Origin of the sequence: Methylophilus sp. VKM B-3414 (genome assembly GCF_032248435.1) — a bacterium.
Classification (GTDB): Bacteria; Pseudomonadota; Gammaproteobacteria; order Burkholderiales; family Methylophilaceae; genus Methylophilus; species Methylophilus glucosoxydans.
The window spans coordinates 142,960-162,525 of record NZ_JAVTLI010000001.1 but is presented as its reverse complement, the minus strand read 5'-3'; the positions used below and the strand labels follow the sequence as shown (position 1 = coordinate 162,525).

The 19,566-nt window shown below is 54.5% G+C and carries 28 protein-coding genes; 13 read left to right on the top strand and 15 right to left on the bottom strand.

The annotated features are described in order from the left end of the window. Nucleotides 1-135: 135 nt before the first annotated feature. From Q9292_RS00840 to nifB, 14 genes are read right to left on the bottom strand one after another with little or no spacing between them, the layout of a single operon-like run. Nucleotides 136-366, bottom strand: coding sequence for a zinc ribbon domain-containing protein (locus Q9292_RS00840; RefSeq protein WP_194747265.1), 231 nt, complete (start codon nucleotides 364-366; stop codon nucleotides 136-138). A 10-nt stretch (nucleotides 367-376) separates the two neighbouring features. Continuing rightward, nucleotides 377-1,249 carry an SIR2 family protein gene (locus Q9292_RS00835; protein ID WP_313983588.1) on the bottom strand — a complete coding sequence of 291 codons (873 nt, stop codon included), beginning with the start codon at nucleotides 1,247-1,249 and terminating at the stop codon, nucleotides 377-379. 34 nt (nucleotides 1,250-1,283) lie between these two features. After that, nucleotides 1,284-2,465 carry a DegT/DnrJ/EryC1/StrS family aminotransferase gene (locus tag Q9292_RS00830; protein WP_313983585.1) on the bottom strand — a complete coding sequence of 394 codons (1,182 nt, stop codon included), beginning with the start codon at nucleotides 2,463-2,465 and terminating at the stop codon, nucleotides 1,284-1,286. Nucleotide 2,466: 1 nt separating this feature from the next. Continuing rightward, the gene (locus Q9292_RS00825) at nucleotides 2,467-2,733 is read right to left on the bottom strand and encodes a hypothetical protein (RefSeq protein ID WP_313983582.1); all 267 of its coding nucleotides are present in this window, start codon (nucleotides 2,731-2,733) and stop codon (nucleotides 2,467-2,469) included. Nucleotides 2,734-2,744: 11 nt separating this feature from the next. Further along, nucleotides 2,745-2,951, bottom strand: coding sequence for a putative nitrogen fixation protein NifT (gene nifT, locus Q9292_RS00820; RefSeq protein WP_194747269.1), 207 nt, complete (start codon nucleotides 2,949-2,951; stop codon nucleotides 2,745-2,747). Between the two features lie 21 nt (nucleotides 2,952-2,972). Next, a complete protein-coding gene (locus Q9292_RS00815) occupies nucleotides 2,973-4,139 on the bottom strand; it encodes a cysteine desulfurase family protein (RefSeq protein WP_313983579.1) in 1,167 nt (388 codons plus the stop codon). Next, on the bottom strand, nucleotides 4,136-4,477 hold the full coding sequence (locus Q9292_RS00810; RefSeq protein ID WP_194747271.1) for a DUF3024 domain-containing protein: 342 nt from the start codon (nucleotides 4,475-4,477) through the stop codon (nucleotides 4,136-4,138). Before Q9292_RS00810 ends, Q9292_RS00815 begins: the two co-directional genes overlap by 4 nt. Nucleotides 4,478-4,494: 17 nt before the next feature. Next, a complete protein-coding gene (locus Q9292_RS00805) occupies nucleotides 4,495-4,779 on the bottom strand; it encodes a nitrogen fixation protein NifZ (protein ID WP_194747272.1) in 285 nt (94 codons plus the stop codon). Next, nucleotides 4,776-5,117 carry a nitrogen fixation protein NifZ gene (locus Q9292_RS00800; RefSeq protein ID WP_194747273.1) on the bottom strand — a complete coding sequence of 114 codons (342 nt, stop codon included), beginning with the start codon at nucleotides 5,115-5,117 and terminating at the stop codon, nucleotides 4,776-4,778. Before Q9292_RS00800 ends, Q9292_RS00805 begins: the two co-directional genes overlap by 4 nt. Continuing rightward, on the bottom strand, nucleotides 5,095-5,955 hold the full coding sequence (locus Q9292_RS00795; RefSeq protein ID WP_313983571.1) for a 4Fe4S-binding leucine-rich repeat protein: 861 nt from the start codon (nucleotides 5,953-5,955) through the stop codon (nucleotides 5,095-5,097). Before Q9292_RS00795 ends, Q9292_RS00800 begins: the two co-directional genes overlap by 23 nt. Beyond that, nucleotides 5,948-6,469 carry a hypothetical protein gene (locus Q9292_RS00790; protein WP_275357056.1) on the bottom strand — a complete coding sequence of 174 codons (522 nt, stop codon included), beginning with the start codon at nucleotides 6,467-6,469 and terminating at the stop codon, nucleotides 5,948-5,950. Before Q9292_RS00790 ends, Q9292_RS00795 begins: the two co-directional genes overlap by 8 nt. 26 nt (nucleotides 6,470-6,495) lie before the next feature. Then, entirely contained in the window at nucleotides 6,496-6,888 is a 393-nt protein-coding gene (locus tag Q9292_RS00785; RefSeq protein ID WP_313983567.1) for a HesB/IscA family protein, read from the bottom strand. A 13-nt stretch (nucleotides 6,889-6,901) separates the two neighbouring features. Beyond that, nucleotides 6,902-7,120, bottom strand: a complete 219-nt coding sequence (locus tag Q9292_RS00780) for a 4Fe-4S binding protein (protein WP_194747276.1) — start codon at nucleotides 7,118-7,120, stop codon at nucleotides 6,902-6,904. Between the two features lie 24 nt (nucleotides 7,121-7,144). Continuing rightward, on the bottom strand, nucleotides 7,145-8,704 hold the full coding sequence (gene nifB, locus Q9292_RS00775) for a nitrogenase cofactor biosynthesis protein NifB (RefSeq protein WP_313983563.1): 1,560 nt from the start codon (nucleotides 8,702-8,704) through the stop codon (nucleotides 7,145-7,147). A 276-nt stretch (nucleotides 8,705-8,980) separates the two neighbouring features. Here nifB and Q9292_RS00770 point away from each other — a divergent pair, with 276 nt between their 5' ends. The 7 genes from Q9292_RS00770 to Q9292_RS00740 all read left to right on the top strand — a co-directional run bounded on the left by Q9292_RS00770 (nucleotide 8,981) and on the right by Q9292_RS00740 (nucleotide 12,475). Continuing rightward, nucleotides 8,981-9,283 (top strand): hypothetical protein, encoded by a 303-nt coding sequence (locus Q9292_RS00770; protein WP_313983560.1) that lies wholly within the window; start codon nucleotides 8,981-8,983, stop codon nucleotides 9,281-9,283. Between the two features lie 121 nt (nucleotides 9,284-9,404). Then, entirely contained in the window at nucleotides 9,405-9,854 is a 450-nt protein-coding gene (locus Q9292_RS00765) for a hypothetical protein (RefSeq protein ID WP_313983557.1), read from the top strand. Between the two features lie 181 nt (nucleotides 9,855-10,035). Then, nucleotides 10,036-10,941 (top strand): hypothetical protein, encoded by a 906-nt coding sequence (locus Q9292_RS00760; RefSeq protein WP_313983555.1) that lies wholly within the window; start codon nucleotides 10,036-10,038, stop codon nucleotides 10,939-10,941. Nucleotides 10,942-11,021: 80 nt separating this feature from the next. Continuing rightward, nucleotides 11,022-11,288 (top strand): hypothetical protein, encoded by a 267-nt coding sequence (locus Q9292_RS00755; RefSeq protein WP_313983552.1) that lies wholly within the window; start codon nucleotides 11,022-11,024, stop codon nucleotides 11,286-11,288. A gap of 93 nt (nucleotides 11,289-11,381) precedes the next feature. Then, nucleotides 11,382-11,675, top strand: coding sequence for a hypothetical protein (locus tag Q9292_RS00750; RefSeq protein WP_313983549.1), 294 nt, complete (start codon nucleotides 11,382-11,384; stop codon nucleotides 11,673-11,675). A 138-nt stretch (nucleotides 11,676-11,813) separates the two neighbouring features. Further along, nucleotides 11,814-12,077, top strand: a complete 264-nt coding sequence (locus Q9292_RS00745) for an AbrB/MazE/SpoVT family DNA-binding domain-containing protein (RefSeq protein WP_313983547.1) — start codon at nucleotides 11,814-11,816, stop codon at nucleotides 12,075-12,077. Beyond that, the gene (locus Q9292_RS00740) at nucleotides 12,074-12,475 is read left to right on the top strand and encodes a type II toxin-antitoxin system VapC family toxin (protein ID WP_313983545.1); all 402 of its coding nucleotides are present in this window, start codon (nucleotides 12,074-12,076) and stop codon (nucleotides 12,473-12,475) included. The genes Q9292_RS00745 and Q9292_RS00740 overlap by 4 nt, the downstream gene beginning before the upstream one ends. Before the next feature lie 129 nt (nucleotides 12,476-12,604). Here Q9292_RS00740 and nifA read toward each other — a convergent pair whose 3' ends face one another. Beyond that, nucleotides 12,605-14,221, bottom strand: a complete 1,617-nt coding sequence (gene nifA / locus Q9292_RS00735) for a nif-specific transcriptional activator NifA (RefSeq protein WP_313983542.1) — start codon at nucleotides 14,219-14,221, stop codon at nucleotides 12,605-12,607. 391 nt (nucleotides 14,222-14,612) lie between these two features. On the opposite strand from nifA, the gene Q9292_RS00730 reads away from it, so the two are divergent. From Q9292_RS00730 to fdx, 6 genes are read left to right on the top strand one after another with little or no spacing between them, the layout of a single operon-like run. Then, nucleotides 14,613-15,857 carry an IscS subfamily cysteine desulfurase gene (locus Q9292_RS00730; RefSeq protein ID WP_313983539.1) on the top strand — a complete coding sequence of 415 codons (1,245 nt, stop codon included), beginning with the start codon at nucleotides 14,613-14,615 and terminating at the stop codon, nucleotides 15,855-15,857. Between the two features lie 10 nt (nucleotides 15,858-15,867). After that, nucleotides 15,868-16,287, top strand: a complete 420-nt coding sequence (gene iscU / locus Q9292_RS00725; RefSeq protein ID WP_313983536.1) for a Fe-S cluster assembly scaffold IscU — start codon at nucleotides 15,868-15,870, stop codon at nucleotides 16,285-16,287. A 9-nt stretch (nucleotides 16,288-16,296) separates the two neighbouring features. After that, a complete protein-coding gene (gene erpA / locus Q9292_RS00720) occupies nucleotides 16,297-16,659 on the top strand; it encodes an iron-sulfur cluster insertion protein ErpA (protein WP_194747283.1) in 363 nt (120 codons plus the stop codon). 16 nt (nucleotides 16,660-16,675) lie between these two features. Continuing rightward, nucleotides 16,676-16,999 (top strand): iron-sulfur cluster assembly protein IscA, encoded by a 324-nt coding sequence (iscA, locus tag Q9292_RS00715; protein WP_275357062.1) that lies wholly within the window; start codon nucleotides 16,676-16,678, stop codon nucleotides 16,997-16,999. Nucleotides 17,000-17,045: 46 nt separating this feature from the next. Next, complete coding sequence (gene hscA, locus Q9292_RS00710; protein WP_313983529.1) at nucleotides 17,046-18,920, top strand: Fe-S protein assembly chaperone HscA; 1,875 nt, start codon at nucleotides 17,046-17,048, stop codon at nucleotides 18,918-18,920. Beyond that, nucleotides 18,917-19,255 carry an ISC system 2Fe-2S type ferredoxin gene (gene fdx / locus Q9292_RS00705; protein WP_194747286.1) on the top strand — a complete coding sequence of 113 codons (339 nt, stop codon included), beginning with the start codon at nucleotides 18,917-18,919 and terminating at the stop codon, nucleotides 19,253-19,255. The genes hscA and fdx overlap by 4 nt, the downstream gene beginning before the upstream one ends. The last annotated feature ends 311 nt before the right edge of the window (nucleotides 19,256-19,566 follow it).

Genomic DNA, 19,566 nt, shown 5'->3' with positions numbered 1-19,566 from the left:
AGCGACAAGCATGCGTCAGGATCCCGCTCATGGAGGACTGACGTCATTCTGTGAAGGTAGAAAAACTGTTAACGCGCGCGCCCTTTGCGAAGCTTAATATAGAGCGTCGGTCAGGTTTACCCTAGGCATGGCGCATCACAGCTTTTTTCTTTCGGCAGCAGCGTAGTTGCTGAAGTGCCCTTCGCGCTTGGCTTGCGCCCTGGCGCTGGCGATGATGCCAGCGGTTTTGCCGGGTTCAGCCAGTCTGGACACTTGTTTTTGCAGCGTACCACCGCAATGCGGGCAGGCGGGCGCACTGGCATTGAGTTTGAGCAACAGCTCTTGAGTTTTGCCACATTGGCTACACTGAAAATCGTACAAGGGCATGGCGGGCTCCTCAGGCAGCGACCAGCGGTTGCGCCAGCTCGGCGGTTTGCAGCCAGTGCACAAAATCAGCCAGCGGCAGGTCGATACGGCGTATCTGCTGTTCGGCCAGAAATTTTTCTTCCATGCGAGTCAGCGGCCCGGCAATCACCGCCCAGTGCTGCGCCGAAGAGCGTTTCATAATCTGTCTGGCATAGGTGCGGGTGAGTTGGTGGTTAAAGCGGCATCCCATAAACAGAAAGTGCGCGCCATGGCGCAACTCCTGTACGCGAGGCGGAATCGGGGTCTGGATGTCGATTTCGGTCAGGACCTCGACATAGTCAGAATCGGAAATAATATAGTTTTGTGCGGGCTGGTTGCTGCCCAGCGGCTGATAAAGCACGGTGGTCCAGGCATCGGCTTCGCTGGCTTCTATGCTGTTGCCATCGGGCTCGACATAGTGCACCCATTGCCCGAGGTGCTCAGATTGTGACACGCCCTGTATCATGCCCCAGTTGTGCTGCCCGGCCAGCGCCTGTGCCATGGCATTGCTATACCAGCTATCCACCACCAGCAGCGGCTTCTTGGGCAAAGCGGCCAGAAACCGGTGCAAGGCATTGGGGCTGGCCCCGGCGGCATAGGCCTCCGTCATCAGGTTGACCAGTGTTTTTCGGTGCTTGAAGTTCTCGATAAACTGAGCAGCGGCGGTCAGATTGTTGCGGATTTTGTGTGGCACGCTGACCTTGGTGGTGAGCATGGCCACCAGCGCTTCCGGCGTGGCGGGCACCTGGCAGGTGGTCGGCGCAAGTTCCAGCACGGCAGGCCCAAGATAGGGAATCACACTGCCTGCGCTCAGGCTTTGACGGATGGCTTGCAGTTCACTTTCTGGCAATGCTTGCGTGGACATGTTGTATTCCTTGTGATGACAAAGTGTTGCGGGATTAGAGATAAATGGCCGCACCGGCGCCGACATTGATGGAGGCGTCCTTGGCGGTTTTGACGATAAAGGCAATCTGGTCTTCGCTGAGCCCGCCATGAAAAGGCAGTGCAATGGCGCGGTCTGCCACTTTTTCGGTGACCAGCAAATGCCCCTTGCGCATGCCGTAGTGCTCGACATAGGCACGTTGTAAATGCAGGGGTCTGCAGTAGGCTGCGGCCTCCACCAGTTCGGTGGACATGTCTTCGACCATGGCATCACGGCTACTGGCTGAAAAACGGGTGCCCAGATGCACGCAGTAAAGCATCCAGTGCACCTCATCGACGCCGGGGGCGATATAAGGCGGCTTGATGCCTTCAAAACTGGAGATCTGTGCCTGATACCAGGCTTCGACCAGTTTGCGTTTGGCCAGTATCTCCGGCAGGCGTTGCAGCTGAATCAGCCCCAATGCAGCCGTGAGCTCGCTGATGCCAGCATCCAGCGGTGGCCGCAGGCTGGCGCTGAGCGAGGCCTGGTCATCATGGCCATGCTGACGATAATGCCTGAGCTTGAGCGCCAGCGTGTCATCATCGGTGACGATCATGGCGGCCTTGCCGCAACACAGGGCAGACGGCTGGCTGAAATCAAACACCGCCGCATCGCCAAAGCTGCCGGTGAGCTGTCCCTGATAGCGTGAACCGATAGATTCGCTGGCATCTTCTATCAGCAACCATTGCTGGGCACGTGCCAGGGTGCGCAAAGCCTGCCAGTCTGCCGGATGACCATTGGTATTATTCACCAGCAGTGCCTTGACCCTGGCCTGTGGTGCCCGCTGCAAGGCAGCTTCAATCTTGTCTGCTGCCAGGGTTTGCGACCAGTAATCGATCTCGCTCAACACCGGTTGCGCCCCGCTCCAGTGGATGGCATGCGCCAGATGACGCCAGCTATACGAGGGCGCAATCACGCTGTCGCCACTGCCTATGCCGGCCGCCCGTAGCACCAGCAGGCAGGCAATGGTGCTGCTGCTAACGGCAATGGCATGCTTGCGCCCCAGCCAGCTGGCAAAAGCCTGTTCAAACGCCGGGACAAGCGGACCTGTACTTTGTGCATTGCGCTGCAAGACCATGGCCAACGCAGCAGCCTCGGCTTCGCCATAATCGGCGCTGCTCAAGGTGATGGCACTGCCCGCATAATCCTGGTCGGCCATGTCAGGCATCCCGCTGGGTGAGTACGATGCCGGTGGCATGCTCGAGCTGACGGGTCAGTTTGACACAGTGCTCGCGGGTATCCAGCAAATACAGGTTGAAATCACTCAGGCGACAGTATGGCGCTTCATCCATATCGCGCTCGGCCATGCGCAGAAAGCTGATGTCCGGATAGCACTCGCGCAACATGGTCAACGGGTTGCTGGTCACAGTACGAAAATCGCCCAGCGCCGTCACAATCTCGTTCAGGGTTTTTTCAGCAATACACATCCTGTTCTCCTTTACTCACCGATGCGTTTCGCTTCTACCGTTACCGGCAGGCGGGTATCGGCGGCCATTTCCGGCAAACTCAGCAGCCAGCCATTGGCCAGCTTGACGCTACCGCCCCACAACTCAGGCTTTTCCTGTTCGACAATCGGCTCTTCCAGGTCCTTTTTCGGGACATAGAGCGACAAGCCCTGTTCGGTACGGCGTATCATCACTTTCATCGTGTTTCCTTTCAAATGGGGTTAGGCGGCCTGTTGCAGTTGCAACTGTCTGACGCTGGTGACCACAGCCGCCAGTAACTGCTGCATGTCTGCGGCGGTATGGTGTATGCCCAGCGAAAAACGCAATGAGCACAAGGCTTGCTGCTCGCTGCGGCCCATGGCCAGCAGCACATGCGAAGGCTGATTGCCGCCTGCGCTACAGGCACTGCCACGCGAGGCAAGCACCCCCTGTTTCTCCAGGCGCAGCAGCAAGGCCTCGCCATTGAGGTCTGTACCCGAGTCCGCACTTAAACCGGCAAAACACAGATGGCTGGTATTGGCCACCCTGGGGCCGCCGCCATTGACCTCGACGGCGGGCAGTGCCTGCAGCACGGCCTGTTCAAACTGGTCACGCAAGGCCGCCATGCGGCTGGCATGGGTGGCAAGGTCTCCGCCCAGCACATCGCAGGCGGTGGCCAGCCCGACAATGCCGGGCAGGTTTTCGGTGCCACCGCGGCGGTGACGTTCCTGGTTGCCCCATAGCATGGGTTGCAGGCTCAGGCCTTTTTTCACATAGAGCACGCCAGTGCCTTTGGCGGCATACAGTTTGTGCGCAGAAAACCCGAGCAAATCACAGCCCAGCGCCGCCATATTGAGTGGCAGTTTGCCCGCACTTTGCGCCGCATCGACATGCATGAGCGCGCCATGGCGGTGGGCGATCTCGGCCGCTTCAGCCACCGAGAAAATCACCCCGGTTTCATGATTGGCATGCATGAGGCTGACCAGTGCAGTCTGTGGCCCCACCGCTGCCAGCAAGTCAGCCATGGACAATTGCCCTTGGCTATCCACACCGATTTCAATCACCTCGAAGCCTTGTTTTGCCAACTGTGCCAGCAGCAAACGGGTCGAGGTGTGCTCTACCGCACTGGTGACAATCTGCCGCCGCTCAGGCCGGGCGGCCAAAGCCGCCAGGATGGCCAGATGGTTAGACTCGGTGGCGCCACTGGTAAACACCACCTCAGCCGGGGTGACCTGCAAGAAAGCCGCCACGCTGGCGCGCGCATTGACCAGTGCCTCGCGCGCCTGGCGCCCCAGCGGATGACTGCTGGACGGGTTGCCATAGTGCGTACTCAGCCAGGGCAGCATGGCCTCCACCACTTGCGGTAGCGGCTGCGTGGTTGCGTTATGGTCCAGATATAGCCATTTCATCGCCAGAACTCCCGATTCACATCTGCAATCAGCACATCCAGCAAGCTGGACAAACTATGAAACTCCGCATGCGCGCGCCAGCATTGCCTGACATCATCCTTGCGATACAGGCGCCAGAAATCACCGGACTGGTATTCAATGCGGGCAATATCAATCTCGCCGCCCTGCGGGTCTACTGTGCGCGAACAGCACGGACTGCGCACCAGATAACCGTCGGTACAGGGCGTGACCGTGGCCGCCACGTATTTGTAGCGGCTGCGCCCAGCGAGCAGTTTTTCGATACGCAGACGGTCCACCGCGTTGGGGTGTGGACACAGAGAGGTGACCGGCATTGCCATCACTGTGTGCAGGCCCCTTACACCGGGGCCAGCTCCTCTTCGAGCACGCCAATGACCTTACCATCGGCAAACTCCACCAAATAGACCGGGATGCCACTGTCTTCGACCATGCCAACATTGACCACCTCGCCGCGCGCCCCGGCCTCGGCCAGCAAGGCGGCTTCGGCGAGGTCGGGATAACTGCCATCATTGAGCAAGTCCACCAGGGTCACCACCGGCTGCCCCCACTGAAAGCGCGGCGTACGCGGCTCCCTGAGATTAAACCCGGCCAGACTGGCGCCTGCGTTTACGACTTCAGTCATGTTGATGCCTCCTCTGTCTGTTGCGCGGCCTCATCGGCCAGCAGGTCTTCATCGTCATCTTCTGGCGCATCCGCTTCCAGCTCCTTGCCACGCATGCCGACGCGGTAACCCAGCTCGTAAAAATCCACACCATAGATATAAAACTGCTGCAAAAACGTGCCTATGCTGGTGACATAGCCGACATCCCCTTTTTTCACCAGAATCTCGCCCACTTCCTTGCCGGGGAAAGTGCCATCGTTGCGCACATATTTTTTTGAGCGCACCTTTTGCCCATAGTCAAACCGGGGCGGATTCACCAGTTCGACGACATCACTGTCACGTACGATATTGGTCGCCATGGACGCTCTCCTTATGTTCATTCGGGTGGGTCAGGACAGAGGATTGCAGATTCGGATGTAACCTGGCGACAGCCGCCATCGCCACCGCCTCGTCGCTATCGCGGCTCATATCTGCTAAAAACTCGGGCGCAATGCGCAACACCACTTCAAAACGAATACGCCAGTCGGCATCTAGCCGGAATGCAGGCAACATCGCGACCGGCAAGCGGCGAATGACCGTCAAACAGACTTCCTGCGCACTATCATTTGCCAGTAAAGGCAGCCAGTCCATGCCGATACGTTCCGCCACTTCGCGGCGTACCGAGGCATCGGCATCGTGCATCAGATAAAACAGCTGTGTGGGGGCAATGCGGCGCGCCACGATCACACGCACGTAATAATCGCTGTCATACAACAGACTGCCCAATTCAGATTCGGGTAAGCGCAAAGCCACCCGGATGCGAACTTCACGGTCAGGGTCATAGATGAGTTTGTGCAACAAATGTGACGGCAAGCGCAAAGCAACGCTGGCACGTACGGTCTCATCCACATCACTGACCAGGCGGTTCAGGTGAAAAACATCCAGAAACTTGGCCGCCACTGCCCGCACTTCAAAATAGGGGTGGTCAATATAGCGCACGGCCAATGCCGGATGCTGGCTAAAAAAACGGTCTATGCGCTTGGCATAACGGTCATGCACACAATTGCGCATCAACTGGCATAGCCCCTGCGCATTTAATTCCGCATGCTCACAGGAGGAACATGACAAGGCGTTACCCTGCCAGTCAACCGCAGGCAAATCACTGTCCATCCAGTGTCTTTCTGCCTGCAAGCGATCCATAGATCCGGGCTCAATCATCCTCAGCCTCCCGGTCTGCACGATCCAGCACATCCAGCAGCAACTGACCGCCCACTTTGTTGGCCGGATCCAGCTGCATCAGTTTTTCTGCCGCCTCCCGTCCAGCCTGCAACCGCTGTAGCCGCATCAGCAAATAGGCATAAGCCTTGAGACAAAATAGATAAAAGCGGTGGGCGGGTTCATCACTTTCAAACTGACCATGTTGCGGACTGACAAGCCGCCAACTGAGCGGAAAACCGAGCTCCAACGCCGTCATTCCCATACATTGCTCGGCCACCCGCAGCGCCTCCTGCAACCGGGCCTGATAGAAATAAAAACGGTATTCGGCTACCTTGACGGCAGGATTGTGGGGCGCCATCATGCGCGCCATGACCAGATGCGTTTCGGCCCGGCTGCTGTCGGCGTAGTGAATACTGGCCAATCGGAGTTGCTCGCTAGCCACAGCAGGCAAGGCGCGGTAGCGCTCGGCAAACCAGCTGTTTTCCAGCACTTCCGGTTTAAAGTCAGCATCCATGGCCGCACCCTACCCGCTGACAATCCTCAGGATTTCCGCTGGATACTGGAGATACTGACTGTCGCCGGGCCACCATGGCTGGCATGGTCGCCATGACCACCGCCACTGCTGCCACAACCGCAGCTACCGCTGTTAGGCGTCAAAAAGGTCAGGCCGGACTCCATCGGGCTATCCATAAAGTCCACCACGGCACCATCCAGTAACATGCGCGATTCAGCCGGTAAAAACAGGCGTACGCCGCTGGCCTCAATAATGGCATCCCCGGCAAAAGGTGCGGCCTCGACGCTAAACTCCGAGCTCAGGCCAGAACAGCCACCAGGGCTAACCACCAGCCGAAAACCGTGCTGGTCGGTGCCGCCATTAAAACGAATCATGCGGCTGATAAACTTTTCTGCCTTGGGGGTGATCGTCAGTTCCATGTCGGTTCTCCGTTTATGCCTGATAACGCGGATAGGCATTATCGATAATGCAGGTGTTATCTACCGGGCACGCCGCCACACACTGCGCTTCGTCAAAATGGCCGATACACTCGGTACATTTTTCCGGCTTGATCATGAACACGCCATTTTTTTCATAAATGGCCTGGTTAGGGCACTCCGGCTCGCAGGCTGAACAGCCTGTGCATTGGGAAGTTACAATTTTGTATGCCATGTGAGGTCTCCTTTACTGTATGGCTCAGGCTGCTTTAAATGCGCCTTGTCGAATCGCAGCATCGCCGCGTGGAATATGGGTAATTTCGCCGCTGGCAACGCGGGCACGGTAACCGGCAAACCAGCCCAAAGCGGCTTTTTCAATAAACTCATGGGCGTATTCCTCCACCGGCTCTATGCCTGCCGCCAACAATTCATCGCGGGGGCAAGCACCGATTTTCGACACCAGCACGGCATGGCAGTCATTAATCGCATTGACGATAGAAGGCAATTGCTCATCCTCGCCATAGCCGCCCTGGCAATACAAATCCACCCGGCGGTGACCGACAAACGTGGTCGAGCTGGCAGTGAGTTCGTAAATCTGGAACTCGTCAGCATGGCCAAAATGCTGATTGACCTTGCCGCCACCGGTGGTCGCCACCGCCACCAGCACTTTCATACCATCGTCGGCACCCTGCTCGGCCAGTGCCGATTGCTTAGCCGCATGCTGGGCCTGTCGCTCGGCTTCGACTTGTTCCTGGTAAGCGCGGCGTTTCTCGATGTCGTACACCACATCCATCTGCTCGATCTGGTCCAAGGTAAACTCATCGCTACGGTCTTCACCCAGCAGGCCCACCGCATCGGCACGGCACTGACGGCAATGCCGCATCAGGTTGGCACCGCCCATGCAGGCATCCTGCACATCCTTGAGCTCCTGCGCAGTTGGCCCGCGCTGACCATTGAGGCCAAAGTAAGTGCCATGCTCAGCCTCTGAGATCAGCGGCATGATGTTATGCAAGAAAGCACCACGCGCTTTCACCGCACGGTTCACTTCATACAAGTGCTCGTCGTTGATGCCGGGAATCAGCACCGAGTTGATTTTGGTGAGAATGCCACGCGCAGTCAGCATCTCCAGGCCCAGCATTTGCCGCTCGGTCAAAATCTCGGCAGCCTCGCGGCCATAAATGCGTTTGTGGTTGTAAAAAATCCAGGGATAAATCTGGGCACCCACGTCCGGGTCTACCATATTGATGGTGATGGTGACGTGGTCCACGTTGTATTTGGCAATCTCATCCACATAATCCGGCAACGCCAACCCATTGGTTGAGAGACATAACTTGATATCAGGCGCCTGTTCCTGCAACTGGCGGAAGGTCTCAAAGGTCTTGGCCGGGTTCGCCAAAGCATCCCCTGGCCCGGCAATGCCCAGCACCGTCATCTGCGGAATCTCGCTCGCCACTGCCAGCACTTTTTTCACTGCCTGGTCCGGCGTCAGCTTTTGCGAAACCACACCGGGGCGGGATTCGTTAGAACAGTCATACTTGCGGTTGCAATAATTGCACTGGATATTGCAAGCCGGCGCCACCGCCACATGCATGCGCGCATAATGGTGATGGGCTTCCTCGGAATAGCACGGGTGATTTTTAACCTTGTCCCAGATTTCCGCAGGCATATCTCCCTGACCATCGGAGGAACCGCAACTGGCTTTACCTTCGCCACCAGTTGTACTACAACCGGAAGCCACCTGACCAGCCACTTCCACCTTAATGCCGGGTAAGGGACGCAAGCGACTTGTGCTCGCTGGGCTTTCTGCAGAAATTGCCATTGCATGCTCCTCAATATGAATTTACAAGGAGTATTGCAATTCGCATGCCATCTGAAAGATTGAAAATAATCCATTAAAAATCAATGGATTAAATAGTTAATTCTATGGATTTCGGATTGTCAGCTATATGACAAAAGGGGGAAGTTGATTGTCGGATTGCTAACAGCAGCAAGGATCAAACCATAAGATAGTAGCTCTCGCAGGCAACTATTGCCGACTTTTTAACACATATGGCATTATCTCAACTTATGTTTAGCGTTAGAGCAAAGGAAAAATATGGCAACAATTACAGATTTTGAGGGCTGGTTAGATGCGGCTGATCCAGATGACTATGAAGAGGTTTACGCACTCTATATGGCAGTTCTAAATGTCGAAGAGTTTGGAATGTATGACTGCAAAGTATCCCCTGATAACACAAAGTGGTTTATCAAGGGCAACCATACCGATGACACATTAATGCTAGCCTCGGAAAAAGCTCGTGAAGCATTTTTGTCATTAATTCATTCTCGCTATTGCGATCCAGAAATGGATATAGAGTCTTGGTATCATTATGAGCGCAATATGGCTAAAGATGACTAATTGCGCTAACCCATCCATCAACCGGGACTGGCGAAAACATTCTTCGATGCATACAACATTCTTAACTTCTTCTTTACCACCATCCTCATCAGCCCTTTATTTCAAGCGTTGGGAATGAGCCATGTCACTCGACGACACAATTTCAAATCTCTACAAGGCTCATCAAGCTGGTCAAGAGAAATACACTTACTTTTTGCTAGCCGCTGCTGGAGCTGCAATCGGTTTCGCCGTACAAAAAACCGAAGGGCTAACACTGTCGTGGTGGTTACTTCCTGTTGCCTTAGCTATCATCTGTTGGGGTATTAGTTTTCACTTCGGTTGTAAAAATGTAATTTGGGTACAAACGTCACTAATGGCAAATTTTAACCTGCTTCAATTGCACCAAGGCTCACATCCAGATCAACCACCACATCCACAATTTGTCTTGGCAGCTATTCAAGGCGTAGAAAGTGCATTAGAAAAAAACGTCAATAAAGCACAGTTTTATGGCATTTGGCAGTTCCGCTTACTTGTTGCTGGTGCCGTCTTTTTTATTGTATGGCGCGTTACTGAAATGGTCCGAATCTCATGAACCTGCTCACCCCATTTATAAAGTGGGATGCGCTAAAGCAAACCCATTATGTCAAACCTTGGGCATCACGATGAGAATTTCCGCATACCGGGACTTTCACAAGACACTACAACGCATTCGGCTCTTGTATGAGGCAACCATGCACTCGTACGGAGTGCTTTATGAAAGCGGGCGGGAAACTATGCGAGACTCAAGCCGGAAGGACGAGAAGGTTGAGTTCCACCTCGGGTCAGATGTTGTGAAACGCCAGCTAAAAGTAGTCACGTACCACGCTCGTGACGTTTATCCTGAACTCTTGCGTTCAACTCTTCTAGTGCGTATTGTCGCTGCATACGAGGCATTTTTAGTAGATTGTATCGAAGAAGTTTCCACTAGGTCGCGAGAGCCATTTCTCACCGACGGTCGAGTCGACTTTTCGCAGGAGCAGTTGCTATCCATAGATGCTCAGGAAGGTGTATACCACCACATTGTCAAGAAGACACTCCGACGTTTGACTAGTGGTGGTCTGAAGGAACTTCGGAAGTTTTATCAGAAGAACCTAGGAATAGACCTCACAAGTGAACCAGTAACTTTTGGGACAATTGAAGAAATTCACGACCGCAGACATTTGTTCGTTCACAGATCCGGTTACGCTGATGGCGAATATGTGGCAAAACATGGCTCCAGCTGGGCTGTTGAAGACAAGTTGCTTCCTGTCCCTGAGGCTTATCTGGTAAGTGTCCTACAGACACTAGAATCCTCGGGGCTTCACATTAAGAAGTCTCTTGAAACCATATATCCGGCCCCACCAACTCGTCATTACGTGTCTGGCGATTTTTTATTTCCCAATGAGCCAGAACATCTTTTATTTATTTCTTTCCAAGTTCGAAATGATCAGGGGAGAGCTGGTTTTTCAGATCTCAGCCTACCGTTGAATGAAAGAGATACTTTAAAGAATATCGTCGCTTGGGCGTCGGATGACGGGCAATTAATGCGCATGATTGTTGGTGGAGATTCACGTTCGCTAGTCGCTCTACGTAATATATTGCGAGAAAGAGAACGTAATGGAAGTATCAGCGCTATTGAATCATTCAAGGTAAAACGATGATACCCAACTCATTATTCTAACGGCCCGGCGCGAAAAAACCCGCAGACCGGTGAGTTCAAACATTAGTCATTGGAGTTTATATGTCTGGAAAATTCGGAGTCTTAAATCCATTCCACAAGTGGAAAAAAGGTGATCTACCAGGCGACCCGACAGTAAGTATCGTTCTCAATGAGTACGTTACATATGAAGAGGGTATCATCATTTCAGCTACTCTCGCTACTGACTCTGAAATTGACTACGCTATTGATGGGTTACAAAAAAGTCTTGAGTCTGCTAGAAAAGAAGCAAAACGAATGCTCAAGGCCCAGAAAGACAAAATCCATGCCTCTTTTAAACGACAAGATTAGGAGGCGCTAAAGCACACTCCTTATGTCAAACGATAGGTATTTTCACCGGCTACCCATACCTAAAGTATTTGTTTAACTTTAAAGAGTTACCCCATGAATGACAACATAAAAGAAAAAATTGAAAATGTACTCCAAGCCCCACACATGGGAGGTTTGGCAACAACGTATACCGTTCATCACACAGCTGAACGTGTCATGCTTGTATTTGGTCTTTTTCCTGGTCAACACCGAGAGGCAATGAAACAGCTAATCGCAAAGCAAACCGATGGCACTTGGGTTGAGAGCACCGAACTCGAAACGATTACTGGAGCTCAATTTGCAATTGGTTTGCCAGAATGTATAGATGAACTCAAAAGTCGATTGCGAGACGCTGGAGTTTTTTGTTAACTCAAAATAACCATCTGTAGCCCAACATAACGGTTAAGCTCTACCTACAACTATTCTGACCTAGCATATCCGCCAATTGCTTGGCTGCCAACCGATGGTATATACTTTGGTATCTACCATGTCAAAACTTGGAGTGTGATGATGAGTCAGACTGCAAAAATATTTATCAATGGCCGTAGCCAGGCGGTACGCTTGCCAGCGGAATATCGGTTTGATACCAAAGAAGTGTTTATCCGTAAGGATGAAGCGACTGGCGATGTCATCCTTTCCAGCAAACCCGCGGACTGGAGCGACTTTCTTGAGTTGCTTGCCGCAAGCAATGTGCCAGCCGACTTTCTCGATAGCAATGAACGTGCGCAAGCCTTGCATGACCGTGACCCGCTAGACGGTGTCTCGTCATGACGACATACTTGTTGGATACCAACACGGTGAGTTATTTTTTGAAGCGGCATCCGTCTGTCACCAGGCGGATCACTTCAACGCCGATGTCCAGTGTGTGTATTTCAGCCATTACCGAAGGCGAGCTTCGTTTTGGTCTGGCTAAGAGACCTGAGGCGACACAGCTAAAGTTACTCGTAGACAACTTTCTTCGTCACATCGTCTCACGGGCATGGGATACCGAAGTCACCACCACCTACGGCAGGATTAGAGCCGAGCTAACACTCAAAGGCGTGGTACTTTCACCACTAGACTTGCTAATTGCCGCGCATGCCTTGCATCTGGATGCAATTCTGGTGACTAATGATCAGGCCTTTAGCCAGGTCACCGGCTTAAAGGTGGAGAACTGGACTATCAACTAATGTGCATGGGCCAAATGACTCATGCATTGCACGAGCGATATATGCGATGGCAGACCCGCGCATCATAAAGTTTTTCCAGCACATGCGTAACAGGCAGCCAAACCTATGGCTAGCTTACGCAGGACTCACTCAAAACCGCTTCACCTCAATATTGTATTTCTTCAGCGCATAACCCATTTGCCGAGGCGTCAGGTTAAGCAACCGTGCAGCTTTGGCTTGTACCCAGCCACTTTTTTCCATGGCTTGTACCAGTTGTTCACGCTCAGTGAGTGGCATTTCTTCAGCTACCTCTTGCGGCGGTAACTCGACTGGGGGCGGTGGGCTGGCCGGGCTGACATTGACTGGCGCAATGGGAATCACGGTGCCCTGGGCCTGGTACTTCCACAGCGTGGAGGACAGGCAGTGATTGGTCTGGCAGGGGATATCCACTTCGCGTATCAGATTGCTACGCGCCATGGTGGCAAAGCGTTCAACGCAGTTTTCGAGTTCGCGCACATTACCGGGCCAGTGACAGTTGCTGAGTACGTTCATGGCTTCTGGGGTGATGCTGACGCGGGCGCTGTTTTCTTTGTTGAATTTGCCCAGGAAGTTTTCTACCAGCAAGGGGATATCATCGCGTCGCTCGCGCAGGGCTGGCAGCGAGATGGAAATGACATTGATGCGGAAGTAGAGGTCGGATCGAAACTCGCCTTTGTTGACTGCTTCTTCCAGGTTACGGTTGGTGGCGCAAATGAGCCGTACATCAACCTTGATAGTTTTGTTGCCGCCAACGCGTTCCAGTTCGCGCTCCTGTAATACGCGTAACAACTTGACCTGAAAAGCCGCCGAGGTGTCGCCAATTTCATCCAGAAACAGCGTGCCGCCATGCGCTTGTTCAAAGCGGCCTTTACGCTCTTGCATGGCGCCGGTAAAAGCACCCTTTTCATGGCCGAATAGTTCGGATTCGAGCAGGCTCTCGGAGAGGGCCGCGCAGTTGACCTTGATAAACGGTTTGTCCTTGCGTGAAGACAAAAAATGGATGGAGCGCGCGATGACCTCCTTGCCGGTCCCTGACTCGCCGCGCAGCAAGATCGTACTGTTACCGGGCGCGGCCATATGCACATCGGCAAACACCTCGCGCATGCGTTTGGATTGGCCGATGACATTGCCTATGCTGTATTTGCCTGCTAACTCTTTCTGCAAACGCTGACGCTCCTGCATCAATTGTTCGCGATCACTGGTCACCTGCTGGTTTAACAGAATCGTCTGTCCGATCAGATTGGCGACCATGGTCAACAACTGCAAGTCTTCTTCAAACAGGCCATGCTTGTCTTCTGCAAAGCGCTCAAAACTGAGCACACCTATGGTTTCACGCCCGGTTTTAATCGGCACACCGAGATAGGCGACGGTCATGCCTTCCACCGAGCGGTGCGCACCAGTTCGATTCAAAAATAATGGCTCTTGCACCAGGTCAGGAATCACCGCAGGCATCCCCATCTGGCAGATTCTGCCGGTCACGCCCTCTCCTACCTTGAAACGCGCCCGCGCCACCTCCTCTTTACTAAAGCCTACTGAGGCGAGTACCTGCAAACTGTCGCCATCGTCGCGTACATAGACCATGCCACGCTGCATGCCCAAGTGATTGGCAACCAGATTCACCACTTGTCTTAGCGTTTTCTGCAGGTCTAGCGAGGAGCTGAGTATCTTGCCTATCTCATAAATTGTGACCAGTGCCACGTGGCTGGAATCCGACAAGTTCGCCATCATACCCACCTGAAAAATGAAGAGTTAGGCTGAATTCAGCAATTTTCATGCCGGGGTGCATGATCATTGAAGCTGATATATACGAATGGTGCAAAACCCGGATAAAAACGGGGTTCACGGCTATTTGACCAAGAGGTTTTACACAATCAAATAGTCTCAGCCACTGTTACAACCTGTTGCAGGTGAGCTGCCTACCTGCACAATGCAACAACCCTTACAACAATATCTCTGCTTTGTTTGTCGCATTCACGACAAACACGACAAGCCTCCATTGTTAGCCTGGTCATGAATTCAATAAATTAACATATAAATCAAAAGGTTAAATCAACCCAGCCCGGCATGGCACAGAGCTTGCTCAAGCTAGCCTGAACCCACCTTTTGTCAGGTTGATTGTATGAAACCGATATACCTTGATTACTCTGCTACGACACCCGTCGATCCACGCGTGGCGGAAAAAATGATTCCCTACCTCACCGAGCTGTTTGGTAATCCGGCGTCGCGCAGCCATCCTTATGGCTGGGAAGCTGAAGCCGCTGTGGAAGAAGCACGGGAGCAGGTGGCCGCACTGGTCAATGCCGATCCACGAGAGATCGTCTGGACTTCTGGCGCCACCGAATCCAACAACCTCGCCATCAAGGGCGCAGCGCAGTTTTATGCCAGCGGCAAGGGCAAGCACATCATCACCATGACCACCGAACACAAGGCGGTGCTGGATACCGTGCGCGAACTGGAACGCCAGGGCTTTAGCGCCACCTACTTATCACCACTGGAAAACGGCCTGGTCGATCTGGAAGCCTTCAAGGCAGCGATCCGGCCAGATACCGTGCTGGCCTCGGTCATGCTGGTCAATAATGAAATCGGCGTAATACAGGATATTGCCACGCTGGGCGCAATTTGCCGCGCGCAAAACATTATTTTTCATGTAGATGCAGCCCAGGCGACCGGCAAGGTGGAGATCGACCTGAAAGCGCTGCCTGTCGATTTGATGAGTTTTTCCGCGCATAAAACCTATGGCCCCAAAGGCATAGGCGCACTGTTTGTCAGCCGCAAACCGCGTATCCGCCTCGAGGCACAAATGCATGGCGGTGGTCATGAGCGCGGTTTCCGTTCCGGCACCTTGCCGGTACACCAGATTGTTGGCATGGGCGAAGCCTTTCGCATTGCCAAGGCGGAAATGGCGGAAGAAAATGCCCGCATCTTACAGTTGCGCGACCGCTTGTGGGCTGGCCTGTCGCAGATTGAAGAATCTTACCTCAATGGTGATTTACAGCAGCGCGTGCCGCATAACCTCAATGTCAGCTTTAACTATGTCGAGGGCGAATCGCTGATGATGGCGATCAAGGAACTGGCTGTGTCTAGCGGCTCCGCATGTACCTCGGCCAGCCTGGAGCCTTCGTATGTGTTGCGCGCCATTGGCCGTGAAGACGAACTGGCCCATAGCTCTATCCGCTTTTCGATTGGCCGGTATACCACCGAGCAGGACGTGGACTTTGCCATTGCGCTCATCGGCGCCAAGATCGGCAAACTGCGAGAACTCTCGCCGTTGTGGGAGATGGTGAAGTCCGGCATTGATTTATCTTCCGTGAGCTGGGTGCACGGCACCGAATCGCACCGCGAACCCAGCGCGGCGGCTGTTTAAGGAGACACATATGGCTTATAGCGACAAGGTCCTCGACCATTATGAAAACCCGCGCAATGTGGGCAGTTTTGACCAGAATGCCGAGGATGTGGGCACTGGCATGGTGGGCGCACCAGCCTGCGGCGACGTCATGAAGCTGCAAATCAAGGTCAATGCCGAGGGCGTGATTGAGGATGCCAAATTCAAAACCTATGGCTGTGGCTCGGCGATTGCCTCGTCCTCGCTGGTGACCGAGATGCTCAAGGGAAAAACCCTGGATCAGGCCATGGACATCAAGAACAGCCATATTGCCGATGAACTGGCCTTGCCACCAGTGAAAATCCATTGCTCGGTACTAGCCGAAGACGCCATCCGCGCCGCCATTTCCGATTATCGCAACAAAAACGGGCTGGAACAGGGCGAGTACGACGCCTGCCAGCCCCAAGCCTAGGAGCCCGCCATGACAGAAGCCGTTTTGAGTGACGACATTTTATCGACCCCGATTATTTTTACCGACAATGCCGCCGGCAAGGTGAGCGAAATGCTGGCCGAAGAAGGTGACCCCAGCCTCAAGCTGCGCGTGTACGTGACCGGTGGCGGCTGTTCCGGTTTTCAGTACAGCTTTGCCTTTGATGACCAGGTCGCCGAAGACGACATGGTGGTAGAAAAAGCCGGGGTGTCACTGCTGGTAGATGCCATGAGTTTTCAATACATGATGGGCGCCACCATAGACTATCAGGAAGGCCTGGAAGGCGCGCGCTTTGTCATTACCAACCCTAACGCCACCTCCACCTGTGGGTGTGGCAGCTCGTTCTCGGTATAAACCACTGGAGTCGAACATGACTGTTACCCTTACCCCCAGCGCCGCCGGGCGTGTACAAAAATTCCTGGAAAGCCGCGGCAAGGGCCTGGGCCTGCGCGTCGGTGTTAAAACTTCGGGCTGCTCCGGCATGGCCTACACGCTGGAATTTGTGGATGAAGCGCGTGAAGAAGACCAGATTTTTGAAAGCCATGGCATTAAGGTGCTGGTAGACCCAACAAGCCTGGTCTATCTCGATGGCACCGAACTGGACTACACCAAAGAAGGCCTCAACGAAGGCTTTAAGTTTAGCAACCCCAATGCCAAGGCCAACTGTGGCTGCGGCGAGAGTTTCAGCGTTTAAGTTTCACAGCGGGGCATGCCCGCGCAGCGTATTCTGAGGAGTGACTATGGCACTGTTGCAAATTGCAGAACCGGGGCAAAGTGCGGCGCCCCACCAGCACAGACTGGCCGTCGGCATAGACCTCGGCACCACCAACTCGCTGGTGGCCACCGTGCGCAGTGGCGAATGTGTGGCACTGGCCGATGACCATGGTCGCCACCTGCTGCCTTCGGTGGTGCGCTATCAGGTGGCTGAGACCACCGTGGGCTGGGAGGCCAAGTTTGCCGCCGCCAGTGACCCGCGCAACACCATCGTCTCGGTCAAGCGCCTGATGGGACGCGGCCTGCAAGACATACAACACCTGGGGCAGTTGCCTTATCGCCTGGTGGACAGCCCGGGCATGGTCAAACTGGAGACCGTGGCCGGGGTGCGCAGCCCGGTCGAAATTTCTGCCGACATCCTCAAAGTGTTGCGTGCACGCGCCGAACACAGCCTGGGCGGTGAACTCACCGGCGCCGTGATTACTGTCCCTGCCTATTTTGACGATGCCCAGCGTCAGGCCACCAAGGACGCCGCCACACTGGCCGGTATCAATGTCTTGCGCCTGCTTAACGAGCCCACTGCCGCTGCCATTGCCTACGGGCTGGATAACGCCGCGGAAGGCGTGTATTGCATCTATGATCTGGGGGGCGGCACCTTTGATTTTTCCATCCTGCGCTTGCACCGTGGCGTGTTTGAGGTGCTGGCCACCAGTGGTGATTCAGCCCTGGGCGGTGATGATTTTGACCTCGCCATCTACCAGTGGCTATGCGGCACCTTGCAATTGCACACCCTGGATGCCGCCGACATGCGCAGCCTGCTCAACGAGTGCCGTCAGGCCAAAGAACGCCTGACCAGCCAGAGCAGCACCGAACTCCGTTGCAGCCTGTCCAGCCACGGCGACATCCACGCCATCCTCAGCCGCGAACTGTTTTTTGAGCTGAGCCAGCCTCTGCTGGCCAAAACCTTTAGTCCGGTGCGCCGTGCACTGCGTGATGCAGGCTTGCAAACAAACGACATTCAGGGTGTGGTGCTGGTCGGTGGCGCCACCCGCATGCCGCAACTGCGGCAAGCCGTGGCCGATTTTTTCAAACAGCCACCGCTCACCAACCTCGACCCCGACCAGGTGGTGGCGCTCGGTGCCGCCATGCAAGCCAATGCGCTGGCAGGCAACCGCTCAGACCAGGAATGGCTGCTGCTGGATGTCATCCCGCTGTCGCTGGGCATGGAAACCATGGGCGGCCTCAGCGAAAAAATCATCCCGCGCAACGCCACCCTGCCCACTGCCCGCGCGCAAGACTTCACCACCTTTAAAGACGGCCAAACCGCCATGAGCTTTCATGTGGTACAAGGCGAGCGCGAACTGGTGGCCGAATGCCGCTCGCTGGCCCGCTTTGAACTGCGTGGCATCCCGCCCATGGTGGCCGGTGCCGCCCGTATCCGTGTCACTTTCCAGGTCGATGCCGATGGCCTGCTGTCAGTCTCCGCCATCGAGCAAACCAGTAGCGTCGCTGCGCAAATCAGCATCAAGCCCTCCTACGGCCTGAGCGAAGACGAGATCACCCGCCTGCTACGTGCGGGTGTCGAACACGCCGAACACGACAAGCGCATGCGCGCCTTGCGCGAAGCCCAGGTGGAAGCCAGACGCTTGCTGGACGCCACCGAAACCGCCATGGCCGAAGACGGCCACAACCTGCTCAGCAAAGCCGAATGGGACCATATCTGGCAACATATTTACGCGCTGGCGGAAACCCTGATCATGGGTGACAGCAACAAAGTCGAAGACCTACGCCATGCCACCGAAGCCCTCAACACCGCCTCCGCCAGCTTTGCCGCACGCCGCATGGACCAAAGCATACAGCAGGCACTCACAGGCCAGCATCTGGAAAGCCTGACCGTATGACCCAACTCACCATCCTGCCCCACCCCGAACTCTGCCCCCAAGGTATGCAGATTGAAGCCAAGCCCGGCAAAGTGCTGTGCGACACCTTGCTACACGCGGGCATTGCACTGGAACACGCCTGCGACGGCGTGTGTGCCTGTAGCACCTGTCATGTGATTATCCAGCAAGGCAATGCCAGCCTGACGGCTGCCACTGATGAGGAAGAAGACCAGTTGGATAAAGCCTGGGGATTAACGCCGCAATCCAGACTGGCGTGCCAGGTGAAGATAGGCAGTGAAGCGTTGACGATTGCTTTGCCGAAATATAGTTTGAACCATGCCAGAGAGATGGATTGAGGACTTTTGCTGTTTAAGCTGGATGACGGTGTAAAAACGTTATTCTGCTGACTGTTTAATTGATTATCGTAGGGTGGGCATAAATGCCCACGCGGACGATTGATTGCTGTTTGGGATGTTATTTTTCGCCTCTAGGCGAGTTACTTTCTGGTGCTTGTCCCCCAGAAAGTAACCAAAGAGGACGACACCCAGCCATCACGGCCTTCGGCTCCCTTGCGTTGCTCAACAAAGTAAGCGGTCACGAAACTCGACCTGGCAGCTCACATAAAACGTGAGCTGCTGCGGGACTCAGACAGTCGCTCCCTTCTTCC